Origin of the sequence: Shewanella sp. 10N.286.45.A1 (assembly GCF_041470405.1) — a bacterium.
Lineage (GTDB): Bacteria > Pseudomonadota > Gammaproteobacteria > Enterobacterales > Shewanellaceae > Shewanella.
The window spans coordinates 1-14,624 of record NZ_JBFRMK010000302.1 but is presented as its reverse complement, the minus strand read 5'-3'; the positions used below and the strand labels follow the sequence as shown (position 1 = coordinate 14,624).

The window sequence follows — 14,624 nt, the reverse complement described above, 5'->3', positions numbered from 1 at the left end:
ATGAACTTAGAGATTAGAGGTTAGCCAGCATACCCAAGGAAATAAACAGATCAAGATGGGGGAATTTACTTCCAAGAGTACGCTAACTTATCGTTCTTTCGCCTGAAATCCCGATGAAATGAAGTCTACAGAACTTGTCTTAAACAAATCTTAAGATAATCGTGTGTCGCCTACTCTTACTCGTTTTCCGGTGAAATAAGCTGTAAGCGTTTATCCATTAAGTCTTTCACTAATGGTGTAAGGATAAGCTCCATGGCGAGTGACATCTTTCCTCCAGGCACGACTAACGTATTAATACGTGACATGAATGAGCCTTGGATCATGCGCAGGTAATAGGGGAAGTCGACATTTTTAATACCGCGAAAACGGATCACCACAAAACTTTCATCCAGACTGGGAATGCTCTTGGCACTAAAAGGGTTTGAGGTATCAACTGTCGGTACTCGCTGAAAGTTAATGTGGGTTCGGGAAAACTGTGGCGTCATATGGTTGATATAATCGTCCATACTACGCACTATCGAATCCATCACCTTTTCGCGACTATGGCCTCTATCTGAAGTGTCACGAATGATCTTTTGGATCCACTCTAAATTAACAATGGGCACCATGCCTATGAGTAGGTCAACATGCTGCGCGACATCGCAGTCATCAGTGACAACACCGCCATGTAAGCCTTCGTAGTAAAGCATTTCAGTATTTTCAGGCAGTGGATGCCATTGAGTAAAGGTGCCCGGCATTTGGTTAAAAGGTACCGCCTCATCAAAGGTGTGCAGGTAAGCGCGTGTTTCTCCTTGCCCAGTGCTGCCATAATCACTAAAGCATTGCTCTAGGCGCTGGAAATCGTTGGCCTCAGGGCCAAAATAACTGATATTTCGATTTTCAGTTTTTTCTTTACGGATCATTACTGCCATTTCAGGACGGGTGAAATGGTGAAAGCTGTCTCCCTCAACAATGGCTGCATTGATCCCCAGCTGCCTAAAGATATGGTTGAATGCTGTAGTTGTTGTTGTCGTACCTGCACCAGATGAACCTGTTACAGCAATAATCGGATGTTTTGCTGACATTTTTTTACCTAAAATAGAGACAGTTAAATATCACCTGTAGACAGCCAAATATGGCTAACGGTATTGATTCTGCAATAAACCAGATTATTTAAAAACTGTGTGTGAATTTATGTACCCATTCTTAATAAGAGACTCTTTTAGGGGCGTTAAAAACGGTGTTAATTGTGCCATTGGACTAGACAATAGGCTCTCTATTGCACCGCCGCCCAAGCCCTAGCTTAAGTCACTTGTCATTCCCACTTAAATCAAGGTTCTTGAAGTCGAATGGGTATAGTTATACGTTTTCGTAACACTTAGGTCAATCTTGAGCCGAGTCCACCAAGACAATATCCTCTTTGCGTCTTATGGCGATAGACTCTTGCTCTTCACTAAACTCAACCACTAGTTCTCCATGAGAAAGTGCTTTATGGCACACGGCTATCGCAGTTTGCATGCTGTCTTCACCAGTACTTGAAAAACTGCCGTCTTCGAGTTGACCAATAAGAAACTCTTTGATGAGATTCTCTAGGGTCTCGGCCGGTAATTGCTTAAGGGATTCATAGGGTACTAACATTAATGGCTTCCTAATACGTCAATTTGAGCGGTTAAAAATGACAAAATTCTTTTCTCGATATAGTAGCGTGGTCGCCAAGGTAAACCACCTTCGATAAATCCAACGTGGCCGCCATTATCATGCAGTTCGTATTCAACTTGTTCAGCTAACTGCTCATTGGTTGGAATGACTGCGTGAGTCATAAATGGGTCGTCTTTAGCGTGAATCACTAAAGTTGGCTTTTGGATTTGACTCAGGTAAGGCAGGCCGCTGGCTCTATGGTAGTAGTCATCAACATCATTAAAACCATGCAATGGTGCTGTTATTTTGTCATCAAAAGCGTAAAAAGTGGTGAGTTGCTCAATCTCGGCCTTGCCAATTGGCATGAGTGGCTGCAATGCAGGTGTAGATACTTTGCCCAGCATTTTTTCTTGCAGCTGTTTGATCAAATAGCTTTGATATACCTTTGAAAAACCTTTTTCGAGTCTTTTGGCACAGGCGGCTAGGTGCAGCGGTGCGGATACTGCTACAGCTCGTTCAAGTAAGCTTTTTTCTTGCTGTTCACCTTGATACTTGACCAATACATTGCCGCCAAGGCTATAGCCGACAGCAAGTAACGGTGAGCCTGGGTAACGCTGTTTAAGTTGACTCAAGGTTTGCTGAATATCTTGAGTGTCGCCGCTGTGATAGCCTCTGACAAGTCGGTTAAGCTCTCCAGAACAGCTACGGTGGTGATGTACTACCGCGCATAACTGTTGTGCTTTACAAGCAGCCAAAATTCGACGCGCGTAATGGGAGCTAGAGCTTCCTTCCAAACCGTGGACAATAATAACGATTGCTTGATTGGGTTTAGGTTTCCCCTGCCAATCAAGATCAATGAAATCTCCGTCAGAAAGCTCTAATCTTTCTCTTTCTAGCTGTGGTCTGTCCACTTTTGTGAGTACGGGTAAAATCGTTTGGATGTGGGGGTTTCTCGCCCACCAGGGCGGTGAGAATTTTCGTCTTATCATAATTGGCTATTGCTGAAAATTAAAACGTGTGTTTAATTGTTGTTATGCCAAGAGTGTAACACAGATTGAAAACCACTATTAAAATCGCTTAAACCTAAGGCTTTTACTTGGGGGAAGTGATAAAGGTGTTTGTTGAATAGCAACTTGAAAGCAGCTTTATTGAAATCAATATTGAGACAAAAATAACAATAAGAGGACAAGATGGAGCGACGTACTTTTATCACCACCGCATTAGCTGGCACTGCTTGCTTAGCTTTGGGCGTTAATTATTGCTCAAGTGATCACTTGAGTGGCAACGCTAAACTAGATGACAAGCATAGATTGTTATTCAGTGTACTGTTGCCTGTTTTTCTCGATGGTGCATTGCCTGATGTGCCAGCATTAAAAAGAGATGCTGAAAATCGCACCTTAGATGCTATTGAACACACTATATCTATACTCCCAAAAGAGAGCCAACTTGAACTAGAGCAGCTATTAGATTTGCTTGAGGGAAGACTTGGACTGCTTATTTTGACCGGCAGTATGACCCCACTGATGATGCGTAATAGTTCGGAGTTAATCGATATGCTGCAAAGCTGGCGTACTAGCTTCATGGAGATGATGGTGACAGCTTACCAAGGCTTACGAGAATTGGTGATGGCGAGCTACTATTCGGCACCGGAGCATTGGAGTAGATTGCATTACGCCAAGCCTAATTTCCTAGAGGAGATGGAATAATGCCATTGGTTAATCATATCGGATTTAAGGGGTAGTGCGTGGCGATTGAAGATCCTATTGTTACAGGGCTTAATTCGGGCTGGGCGCATATTAATGCAGGGCAGCTAGCAGAAAATCAAACATTTGAAGCCGATGTTGTTATTGTTGGCAGTGGCGCTGGAGGTGGCACCGCGGCCGAGATCTTAACAAAGGCGGGTTTGTCAGTGATCATTGTTGAAGGCGGGCCATTAAAGTCATCAAAAGACTTTGTGATGGAAGAGCGCAGCGCCTATCCCGATCTTTATCAACAAGCTGCTGGCATGAAGACCACAGATAAGGCGATTGGTATTTTTCAGGGGCGGGCAGTTGGCGGCTCAACAACGGTTAACTGGACCACATCGATTCGTACTCCTGAGCCCGCTTTAGAATTTTGGGCATCAGATAAATCGGTGCAGGGATTATCAAAAGCAGAGTTAACTCCTTGGTTTGAACAAATGGAGCAACGGCTGAATATTAGTAAGTGGCCGTTCGATCCTAACCGTAATAATGCTGCGTTGAAAGAGGGCTGCGAGCAGTTAGATTGGGGTTACACGGTTATTAAACGCAATGTTAAAGGTTGCTGGAATACTGGCTATTGCGGTATGGGTTGCCCTGTAAACGCTAAGCAGTCTATGTTAGTGACAACCATACCTGCAGCACTTGAGGGCGGTGCGACACTAGTCAGCCAAGCTAAAGTGATCAAGCTTGAGCATCATGGTGACAAAATTTATGCATTAAAAGCCCAAGCGTTAGACGGCAATATGCGACCGTTGGCGGTAGAAGTTGTATTTAAGGCTAAGCACTATATCCTGGCTGCTGGTGCTATCCATACGCCCACAATTATGTTGCGCTCTAAGCTACCTGATCCTTATGAGATCATTGGTAAGCGAACTTTCCTGCACCCAACGCTATTGAGTGGAGCGATGTTTGCCGATCCTATCAATGGTCATAGTGGAGCGCCGCAATCAATTTATTCTGATGAGTTTGTTTGGAAAGACGGTGCAGATGGAGAGTTAGGTTACAAGCTTGAAGTACCACCTATTCACCCTATTTTGATCGCGTCAAAAACTATCGGTTACGGCCAGAGCCACGCAGAGTTGATGGCAAACTTTAACCAGCTTCAAGTAACCATCGCACTTGTTCGAGATGGTTACCATGAGAATAGCCCTGGCGGTGAAGTTAAATTAACAGAATATGGCAGCACATTGGATTACCCATTAACTGACGCATTTTGGCGAGCAGCAAGACGTGCTTATGCCAGCATGGCTGAACTACAATTCGCGGCGGGCGCAAATAAAGTGCTGCCCATTAGTGAAGGCATGCCGTATTTAGGGAGTTGGGCAGAAGCTAAACAGGTCATTGCGAACATGGATCTTGCGCCATTAAAAACAGTTGTTGCTTCAGCTCATGTGATGGGTGGATGCCCACTCGGGGAAGATCCTAAGATGTCGATGGTCAACAGTTATGGCGAGTCACACTATTTTGAAAACCTGTCAGTGATGGACGGTTCTATATTTCCTACGAGTCTTGGCGCTAACCCTCAGTTATCGATATATGGCATAACAGCACGCAATGCCACGAGACTTGCAGAAAAGCTAACAAGTTAATTGAGCTCTGCAAAAGCATAAAAAAGCCCAGTGTAAACACTGGGCTTCTTTGTCGATATACAGTTTACTTTGGCAACTATAGTGGCGCTTTTAGACCGTTATTGATTGCACTAATGTCATCTTCGTTCAACGTACCAGCGGCTTGCTTAAGTGCAATGATTGAGTTGATGTAGCCATAACGCGCATCAGACAATTTACGTTTTGAATCGTAAAGGTCTCGTGTACGGTTCAATACATCAACAATAGTACGCGTACCCACTTCAAAACCTGCTTGAGTCGCCTTTAATGCGCTCTCTGATGAGATCACTGATTGCTCATAAGCTCGGATTGAACTGATAGAAGCACCTACGTTGTTAAAGTTATTACGTACATCTTTAACCACTTTACGGTGTGTCTGTTCAAGTTTTTCACTTGCTTCAACATATTGATACTGAGCTTGTTTGACTTGCGAAGTGACTTTAAAGCCTTCAAATATAGGTATGCTTAAAGTTAAGCCTATCTTACCAGTGTCAACATTTGACTCGCTAATACCAGCTCTTTCCTGTTCAAAATCACTTTTATAACTGGCATCGAAATTCAGTGAAGGCATATGACCTGCCTTGTAAAGCGTAATCGTCTCTTCGGCGATATCTTTACCAATTCGAGTGCTCATAAGGTCAACGTTATTCGTTTCAGCTACCTTAATCCAGTCTGTCGACATAGCGGGGGCTACTGGCGAAGCTGAAAAGCGGCTTGTGTCGAGAATGTTAATGCTCTTGTGATCAATACCAGTGATTTCACGCAATGCTTCATAGCTGTTAGCTAGCGTGTTTTCAGCAAGGATCTCTGTTGCGTTTGCAAGGTCATACTGAGCTTGAGCTTCATGCACATCAGTAATCGCGGTAAGACCAACGGCAAAGCGCTGTTTTGTTTGCTCGAGCTGACGTTCAATTGCGCGTTTCTCTGAGCCTTGGAATTCATAGTTATCTTTGGCTGTTAACACATCGAAATAGGCAGTCGTTACACGAATCATCAAATTTTGTAGTGAAGATGCATAACTTGAGTCCGCTTGTGACGCCGCTTTTTCTGCTAGGCTTAAACCTACCCATGCACTGTGGTCATAGATAACTTGCCTTAGTGTTAACGTAGCATCCATACCGCTATTGTCGTCGCCTGGATCTACCCAAGATTTTCCGTATCCAACGTTGGCGCTAATTGATGGCAAGAGCGGCGCTCTTTCCATTTCAATTTTTTCATAGAGCGCATCACGCTGAGCTTTTGCTTGCAGTGCAACTGGATCACTGGTTAATGCTTGTTGGTATATTTGTAGAAGGTCGTCGGCATGAGCAACTTGCGCTGAGACTGCTAGTGTCAGTGCGGCACATAGAGAACGGATCTTGAATTTCATTTGCTGTCCTTTTTAGACAAAATTCTCCATTGAGGAGCGAATTTAACTTTGTTTTGTTTAGTTATGCCTGACTTTTATCTTGAAAGTTAGGCGGTTTGCGCTTCCCGACGCTTCCCAATACATCTAAACTTAGTGCATTAGATAGTAAAAACCTACAATTCCTAAGTCAACTAGGAAGTGTAACAGTTTTTTATCGCAATAATCAGATCTGCCTTTATCTTAGTATTAATAATTTTATTTTGCCTTGTTTTGGCATAAACGCTTTGATAAACAAGTAGCTTTAGGAGAATAAATGAACAGTACATTTAGCCAAGACGATGTGGAGTTACTCGGTAAGAAAACACTATATAAAGGTTTCTTCAAGATGGAAGAATACCGCTTTAAGTACCGATTATTCGATGGTGGTTGGAGCGAAGTCATCACTAGAGAAGTGTTTGAAAGAGGCCATGCTGTGGTGGTGCTACCTTATGATCCTGTACTCGACAAAGTCGTACTGATTGAACAGATCCGCATCCCCGTGTTGGAAAGTGCTTCTACGCCGTGGTTGCTTGAGTTAGTTGCGGGGATGATTGACCCTGGTCAAACATCGCAAAACGTTGCCGTTAAGGAGCTTAAAGAGGAAACGGGGTTGACGGCGATAAGTCTCTCTAAGGTAAATCAATATTTCTCAAGTCCAGGTGGAACCAGTGAGCGTTTCGATTTTTATTGGGCAGCTGTCGATTCAACAAGCACAACGGGTCATTACGGCTTAGCTGAAGAACATGAGGATATAAAGGTGCATGTTGTTGATAGAGAGGTCGCTTACAAGATGACAACTAATGGCCGCATTGATAATGCTTCATCAGTTATTGGGTTACAATGGCTACAACTAAACTATCGAGATTTGATTCAAAGTAATTGTGAAATATAATCATGATTGCTTGATTTTGAAGAACTTTGGAATGATATCGTGTCAAAAGTAACTTATGCTGGAAAATCTAAATACCAGCCAAATGTCAGTCAATTTTTAGCTGTTTGTTCTCGAAACTACATGCATATTCAACGCTGGCTTACAAAAGAGCCAAGTGAAGGGACTCACTGGCAGGTTGATGGTGAGTTTGGCAGGTTGGATGTTCGCTTATTGGAAAATACCAAATATACCCAATTAGTGGAGATTTCTCGGTGTGTAGGCGGTAACACATTAGTGTCAATACCTAAAGTCTCTGTACGCATTTATCATGATGCTAAATTAGCAGAAGTGTTAACTAGTCAACAGATTTACCAATTAAGTCCAGTGTATGATTATCCAAATATGCATATGCATCATCGTGATGAAAAGTATCAAGTGAATGCGTTTCTTGAAGAGTTATTGAGAATAGATAACTTGACCAAATTTATTTGTGAATCTGATATTTAGGTAATTACTTTGTTAAAAGAGGCGATCTCTTATTCAATTTCTGAATCAGAAAGTGTGAGAATGGTGCAAGTCACTGACCCTCACCTTTTTGCTGATCCTGAAGCTCAGCTGCTAGGCGTGAATACGGCTCAAAGCTTAAACGCGGTGCTAAATACTATTGCAGCTGTTGATTATCCAGCCCACTTTATGTTGGCGACTGGAGATATTAGTCAGGACTATTCTAATGAGTCGTATCACAATTTTGTTGACGCGATCGCGCCACTAAAGATCCCTTGTCATTATCTCCCCGGTAATCATGACGACCCACGCATTATGAATCTTCATATGCAGGGGAAGAATGTGTATGGCCAAAAAAGAGTACTTGCAGGTAATTGGCAAATTATCATGTTGGACTCCACTGTTAGAGGGCGTCCCGGCGGACATATGTCTGATGCTGAGGTGAAGCTGATTGAAAGAGCAATTGATGCTGAGCCGAACCGCCATACACTATTAGTCATGCATCATAATCCCGTTCTGGCAGGTTGTGCTTGGTTAGATCAGCACTGTATGGACAACGGTAGTGACTTTATTCAGCAAGTTTCACGCTATCGACAAGTTAAAGGGTTACTTTGGGGACATATTCATCAAAGTGTTGATACCGTTCACCTTGGACCCAATGGGCCAGTGAAGTTAATGGCAACACCATCAACCTGTATTCAATTTAAGCCCAAGTCGCCTTATTTTGCCTTAGATGCATTACAACCAGGTTACCGTTTGCTGGAGCTTAAATCTGATGGTAGCATCCTTACTAACGTATATCGGGTACCAGGTGAAAATTTCTCACCTGACAACGAAGCTGGCGGTTACTAAGCAAAGTTAAAACCGCAGCGTGAGGAACTATGCTGCTTTATATTCATGGATTTAATAGTTCACCCCTTTCGGATAAGGGACTTGTTACTGCAAGTTTTATCCAACAAAATTATCCCGATCTAGATTTCCGACAGCCACAATTGCCGAGTGAACCGCTCGCTGCAATGGCATTGTTGACTGATGTTGTCGAACAGGCTAAAGCCGCTGGAGAGTCGATAACCTATATTGGCTCTTCATTAGGTGGCTACTTTGCCAGTTATTTGGCTGAAAAGTACGGCGGACGCGCAGTTTTAATCAATCCTGCAGTAAAACCCTTCGAACTGTTTGATGAATTCATCGGCACTCAGTACAATCCCTATACCAACGAAACCTATCAGGTTTTAGCCAAGCACAAGCAGGATGTTGCTGAGTTCGATACTGCAGCAATTATGAATCCTGATCGCTTCTTTGTTTTGTTACAAACAGGCGATGAAGTACTCGACTATAAACAGGCTGTGCAGAAATATCATTGTTGTCAGTTGCTGATCGAGCCCGGTGGTGATCACAGTTTTATAGGCTATGAAAGCCAGCTGTCTGCCATTTGTGAATACCTGTTTTCTTGACAAATAGACCCGTAGGGCCGCAACATGGCCTGAATAACAAAAAAAAATGTGTGCTATGACAAATCAATACACCTCAGATGCTATTGAAGTCCTAAACGGACTTGACCCTGTAAAACGTCGCCCAGGTATGTATACCGATACCTCGCGTCCGAACCATTTAGGACAGGAAGTCATAGATAATAGTGTTGATGAAGCACTTGCTGGGCATGCCAGTAGAATCGATGTGATTTTGCATGCCGACAACTCTCTTGAAGTGACCGATGATGGCCGTGGTATGCCTGTCGACATACATCCTGAAGAGGGGATCCCCGGTGTCGAACTTATTCTGACTAAATTACATGCTGGTGGTAAGTTTTCGAATAAAAACTACCAATTCTCTGGTGGTCTTCATGGGGTTGGTATTTCAGTTGTTAACGCCCTTTCTAGTCGAGTTGAAATTACCGTAAGACGTAATGCAGAAGTTTATGATATGGCTTTTGAGCACGGTGAAAAGGTCGAAGATCTTCGTGTAACTGGCACATGTGGTCGACGCAATACCGGTACTCGAGTTCATTTCTGGCCAGACGCAAGCTATTTTGATTCTGGCAACTTCTCTATAACCAAGCTTAGTTACTTACTGAAGGCCAAGGCGGTATTATGCCCAGGCTTACGGATTAAATTTGTCAACAAGCAAACTAATGAGACCCAAGAGTGGTTTTATGAAAGTGGTTTAGAGGACTATTTAAAGTCGTCTATTGACGGCGTACCTATGCTGCCAGAGGTGCCGTTTGTTGGTAATTTCAAGGGTAACCTTGAAGCCGCAGATTGGGCAATAACTTGGCTGCCAGAAGGTGGTGACTACCTAAATGAGAGTTATGTAAACCTCATTCCAACTCCGCTTGGCGGAACCCATGTTAATGGCTTTAGGCAAGGTTTGCTGGAGTCTATGCGTGAGTTTTGTGAGTTTAGAAATTTAGTGCCTCGGGGCATAAAGTTAACCCCTGAAGATATTTGGGATCGTTGTACTTTTATTCTTTCGATAAAAATGCAAGATCCACAATTTGCAGGCCAAACTAAAGAGAAGTTATCGAGTCGACAATGTGCAGCGTTTGTATCTGGCATTGTGCGTGATGCTTTTAGTTTGTGGCTAAATACCAATACTGAGCAAGCTGAAGCTTTGGCGGATATGTGCATCAATAACGCACAGAAACGTTTGAAAGCTGCTAAGAAAGTGGCGCGTAAACGTATAACGTCTGGGCCAGCTTTACCGGGTAAATTAACCGATTGCAGTGGTCAAGACCCTATGCGTGGCGAGCTGTTTTTAGTCGAAGGTGATTCAGCAGGCGGTAGTGCTAAGCAAGCGCGTGACCGAGAATTTCAAGCAATTATGCCGCTGCGTGGTAAGATCCTTAATACTTGGGAAGTTGATGCAAGCCAAGTGTTGGCATCACAAGAGGTACACGATATTTCGGTTGCGATAGGTTGCGATCCAGATAGTAGTGATATCTCTGAACTAAGATACGGAAAAATCTGCATTCTGGCAGATGCTGACTCCGATGGACTGCATATTGCGACTTTGCTTTGTGCACTCTTTATGAAACATTACCGAGTGCTTGTTGAAGAGGGGCATATCTACGTAGCAATGCCTCCTTTATTCAGAATCGACATTGGTAAAGAAGTTTTTTATGCGCTTGATGAAGCTGAGCGAGATGGAATTCTTGACCGGATCGCTGCTGAAAAACGCAAAGGCAAAGTGCAGGTAACACGATTTAAAGGATTGGGTGAAATGAATCCTCTGCAACTGCGTGAGACCACAATGGATCCTAACACGCGCCGATTAGTTCAACTTACCATTGATGATGCCGATGATACATTAGCATTGATGGATATGCTGTTAGCAAAGAAACGTTCTAGCGATAGAAAAATATGGCTAGAAACAAAAGGCGATCTAGCACAAATATAGATCGACCATTTACCCCAATAGAGCACTAAATAAAAGAATAATAATGACGTTTGAAAATTACCCCAAGCGAATATTTGCCTATATCTCAGTGATGTTCGCTCAAGTTATTTTAGGCTCCGTAGCGTTTGCTGCTGAGCCTGTAATGATCACAGTTTCTAAAGGCTTTGGCTTAACGCTGTTTGCCTCTGACTTAGGTGATGCAAAGCAGTTAGCGCTAGGTACTAATGGCACGCTGTTTGTTGGATCTCATAAAGAGGGGATTATCACTGCATTGGTTGATTCTGACCAAGATGGCAGAGTTGACAAGCGCTATATCATTGCCAAAGGTCTAAACTATCCAGAAGCGATAGCTTTCCACGATGGTGCACTTTATGTCGCAGAAGATGAACGCATATTAAGGTTTGTTGAGATTGAATCTCGTCTGAGGAGACCTGGCCGACCGAAAGAGGTTTATGACCGCTTACCAGGCAATACTAAGAAGAGTCGCCGTGCAATGCATTTTGGCCCCGATGGTAGGCTCTATATTGCCATTGGCGCTCCATGTAATGTGTGTGAACCTGAAGATCCGTTTGGCAGTATCATCGCTATTGATGTTGAGAGCGGTGAGAGTGAGCAAATTGTCAGCGGTGTTCGCCGAGTCGGTGCGTTTGATTGGTCAGTAACAGACAAAGAGCTGTGGTTTTCTGAGCTGGGTCGCAATTGGATGGGTGATAACTTACCGCCGGATGAGATCAATAAGGTTGAAACGGTCGGCAGTCACTATGGATTTCCCTACATCCATGCAACTGATGTTATCGAACCCGCTTACGATAAACCTGAAAATCTAAAGGTTGTAGCACCTCAGTTTGAGTTACCAGCTCATGTTTCACCTCTGGGGCTACATTTTTATCGTGGCGAGCAATTCCCTGAGCGCTATCATAACCAAATGTTTATTGCCGAGAATGGTTCTTGGAACCGCTCAAGCAAAGTTGGGTATCAAGTAGTGATGCTTGAAATTGAGAATGAAAAGGTTGTCAAACGCAGTACTGTCGTCAGCTTTTTAGATGGTGAATTTCCGGTTGCCAGACCCTATTCATTGATCACCGCCCCTGATGGTGGCATGTATATTTCGGATGATTTGAAAGGCAATGTTTACCGTTTATTTTACAAAAATGCACCAAAAAATCAGTCACAGGATAATGATTAATGAGTGATGCGATAGATTTAAGCTTAGACGGCGTAGAGCAAATGCCAATGCGCCGCTTCACGGAAGAGGCATATCTTAATTATTCCATGTACGTCATCATGGACCGTGCTTTGCCACATATTGGTGACGGGCTTAAACCTGTTCAAAGACGTATTATTTATGCGATGAGTGAATTGGGTTTGTCAGCCCAATCGAAGCATAAAAAATCGGCTCGTACCGTGGGTGATGTATTGGGTAAATACCATCCTCACGGTGACAGCGCTTGTTATGAAGCAATGGTGCTTATGGCACAACCATTTTCCTACCGTTACCCGTTAGTAGACGGCCAAGGCAACTGGGGGGCGCCGGATGACCCTAAGTCATTTGCAGCAATGCGATATACAGAAGCTAGGCTATCCAAATTTTCTGAAGTGCTACTGAGTGAGTTAGGTCAAGGTACCGTCGATTGGGGAGTGAACTTTGATGGTACGATGAAAGAGCCATTGGTATTACCAGCAAGATTACCTCATATTCTGCTCAATGGCATCACGGGTATTGCTGTGGGCATGGCAACAGATGTGCCGCCACATAATGCTAAAGAGCTTGTGGGTGCCTGTATTGAACTGCTCGATAACCCAAAGGCAGACTTGCCACGGTTAATGGAGTTTGTTCCTGGACCTGACTACCCAACAGAAGCAGAAATCATTACGCCGTCAGCAGATATTGCTAAAATTTATCAAACGGGTCGTGGTTCTATTAAAGCGCGAGCGGTTTATACTGTTGAAAATGGTGAGGTGGTGATCACTGCGCTGCCACATCAAGCAAGTAGCGGTAAGATTTTAGAGCAGATCGCGGCGCAAATGCAGGCTAAGAAGTTACCTATGGTAACTGACTTACGTGATGAGTCTGATCACGAAAGTCCGGTACGCATGGTGATAGTGCCTCGCTCAAATCGTGTCGATTGCGACCAGATGATGGCGCACCTATTTGCTACGACTGACCTAGAGAAGAGCTACAGAGTTAACCTGAATGTGTTAGGGCTTAATGGTCGTCCGCAGGTTAAGGGTCTACGAGAGCTGTTAACAGAATGGCTTGTTTTCCGTATGACCACGGTTAAGCGCCGTTTAGAGTTTAGATTAGATAAAATCTTAGCTCGATTGCACATTCTTGATGCATTAATGATCGCATTTTTGAATATAGATGAAGTGATTGAGATCATTCGCTTTCATGATGATCCCAAAGCAGAGTTAATGACTCGGTTTGAACTGTCTGACAAGCAAGCCGATGCGATTTTAGATTTGAAACTTCGCCATTTAGCCAAGTTAGAAGAGTTTAAAATTAAGTCAGAGCAAAGTGAGTTAGAAGCCGAGCGAGACAAGCTACAACTTCTACTCAGCTCTGAGCGTCGAATGAAGACGTTGATAAAGAAAGAGTTGATCAAAGATGGCGAAGATTATGGTGATGATCGCCGTTCACCACTTGTGGTACGCGGTGAGTCAAAAGCATTAACTGAGCAAGAGCTAGTGCCTGCTGAATCCGTTACCGTTGTCTTGTCAGAAAAGGGCTGGGTAAGGTGTGCTAAGGGGCACGAGGTTGATGGTAAGAGCTTATCTTATAAAGCAGGTGATGAGTTCTTATGTTCGGCTCCTGGGCGCAGTAATCAGCCTAGTGTGTTTATTGATACCTCCGGTAGGGCATTTGCAACAGAGACTCATACACTCCCATCAGCGCGCTCTCAAGGGGAGCCGATAACCACTCGTTTCAATTTGGCACCTGGTGCGACGATGGAGCATGTGCTACTAGCTGATGAAAGTCAGTGCTACATATTGGCATCCGATGCGGGCTACGGCTTTATTGCTGCAAATAAAGATATGATATCGCGCAATAAGGCGGGTAAAGCACTGCTAAGCTTGCCTGCAAATGCCAAAGTGTTACAGCCACAAAAAGTGGATAAATCGAAAGCTCAGTCAATCTTAGCTATTACCAACGAAGGCAGAATGCTACTGTTTTCCTTAGATGCATTGCCGCAGCTTACGAAAGGTAAGGGTAACAAGATTATCGGTATACCGACCGAGCGAGCTAAGAATCGCGAAGAGTTGCTAATCCACCTCAATGTTATCCCTGAAGACATGCCTGTCACTCTGTGGGCGGGTAAGCGTAAGCTAACGTTGAAGCCAAGTGATCTAGAGCATTATCGAGGGGAGCGAGGCCGCAGAGGTGCCAAACTACCACGAGGGCTACAGCGTGTAGATAGTGTAGAACTCGGAGATGGCGAACCTGTCGTTTAATTACTTGAGATAAGAAATGCAGCCTAATGGCTAATGCCGATCAGTTA

13 protein-coding genes are annotated in these 14,624 nt (G+C 43.8%); 9 read left to right on the top strand and 4 right to left on the bottom strand.

What is annotated here, in order from left to right; genetic code table 11:
- Window positions 1–176: 176 nt before the first annotated feature.
- From AB4238_RS19620 to AB4238_RS19610, 3 genes are all read right to left on the bottom strand, one after another.
- Entirely contained in the window at window positions 177–1,064 is an 888-nt protein-coding gene (locus tag AB4238_RS19620; RefSeq protein WP_220736575.1) for a phosphoribulokinase, read from the bottom strand.
- A gap of 298 nt (window positions 1,065–1,362) precedes the next feature.
- A complete protein-coding gene (locus tag AB4238_RS19615; protein ID WP_372034990.1) occupies window positions 1,363–1,617 on the bottom strand; it encodes a YheU family protein in 255 nt (84 codons plus the stop codon).
- The gene (locus AB4238_RS19610; protein ID WP_372034989.1) at window positions 1,617–2,606 is read right to left on the bottom strand and encodes a hydrolase; all 990 of its coding nucleotides are present in this window, start codon (window positions 2,604–2,606) and stop codon (window positions 1,617–1,619) included. The genes AB4238_RS19615 and AB4238_RS19610 overlap by 1 nt, the downstream gene beginning before the upstream one ends.
- A gap of 201 nt (window positions 2,607–2,807) precedes the next feature.
- Here AB4238_RS19610 and AB4238_RS19605 point away from each other — a divergent pair, with 201 nt between their 5' ends.
- Window positions 2,808–3,323 carry a TAT leader-containing periplasmic protein gene (locus AB4238_RS19605; protein WP_372034987.1) on the top strand — a complete coding sequence of 172 codons (516 nt, stop codon included), beginning with the start codon at window positions 2,808–2,810 and terminating at the stop codon, window positions 3,321–3,323.
- A gap of 38 nt (window positions 3,324–3,361) precedes the next feature.
- On the top strand, window positions 3,362–4,948 hold the full coding sequence (locus AB4238_RS19600) for a GMC family oxidoreductase N-terminal domain-containing protein (RefSeq protein ID WP_372034985.1): 1,587 nt from the start codon (window positions 3,362–3,364) through the stop codon (window positions 4,946–4,948).
- A gap of 76 nt (window positions 4,949–5,024) precedes the next feature.
- Here AB4238_RS19600 and tolC read toward each other — a convergent pair whose 3' ends face one another.
- A complete protein-coding gene (tolC, locus tag AB4238_RS19595; RefSeq protein ID WP_372034983.1) occupies window positions 5,025–6,335 on the bottom strand; it encodes an outer membrane channel protein TolC in 1,311 nt (436 codons plus the stop codon).
- A 292-nt stretch (window positions 6,336–6,627) separates the two neighbouring features.
- On the opposite strand from tolC, the gene nudF reads away from it, so the two are divergent.
- The 7 genes from nudF to parC all read left to right on the top strand — a co-directional run bounded on the left by nudF (window position 6,628) and on the right by parC (window position 14,577).
- Window positions 6,628–7,245 (top strand): ADP-ribose diphosphatase, encoded by a 618-nt coding sequence (gene nudF, locus AB4238_RS19590; protein WP_372034981.1) that lies wholly within the window; start codon window positions 6,628–6,630, stop codon window positions 7,243–7,245.
- A gap of 39 nt (window positions 7,246–7,284) precedes the next feature.
- Complete coding sequence (locus AB4238_RS19585; protein WP_372034979.1) at window positions 7,285–7,731, top strand: DUF1249 domain-containing protein; 447 nt, start codon at window positions 7,285–7,287, stop codon at window positions 7,729–7,731.
- A gap of 9 nt (window positions 7,732–7,740) precedes the next feature.
- Complete coding sequence (gene cpdA, locus AB4238_RS19580) at window positions 7,741–8,580, top strand: 3',5'-cyclic-AMP phosphodiesterase (RefSeq protein ID WP_372034978.1); 840 nt, start codon at window positions 7,741–7,743, stop codon at window positions 8,578–8,580.
- 29 nt (window positions 8,581–8,609) lie between these two features.
- A complete protein-coding gene (locus AB4238_RS19575; protein ID WP_372034976.1) occupies window positions 8,610–9,182 on the top strand; it encodes a YqiA/YcfP family alpha/beta fold hydrolase in 573 nt (190 codons plus the stop codon).
- Window positions 9,183–9,237: 55 nt separating this feature from the next.
- Window positions 9,238–11,124, top strand: coding sequence for a DNA topoisomerase IV subunit B (parE, locus tag AB4238_RS19570; protein ID WP_371992517.1), 1,887 nt, complete (start codon window positions 9,238–9,240; stop codon window positions 11,122–11,124).
- 91 nt (window positions 11,125–11,215) lie between these two features.
- A complete protein-coding gene (locus AB4238_RS19565; protein ID WP_371992536.1) occupies window positions 11,216–12,310 on the top strand; it encodes a sorbosone dehydrogenase family protein in 1,095 nt (364 codons plus the stop codon).
- A complete protein-coding gene (gene parC, locus AB4238_RS19560) occupies window positions 12,310–14,577 on the top strand; it encodes a DNA topoisomerase IV subunit A (protein WP_372034974.1) in 2,268 nt (755 codons plus the stop codon). Before AB4238_RS19565 ends, parC begins: the two co-directional genes overlap by 1 nt.
- Window positions 14,578–14,624 lie beyond the last annotated feature (47 nt).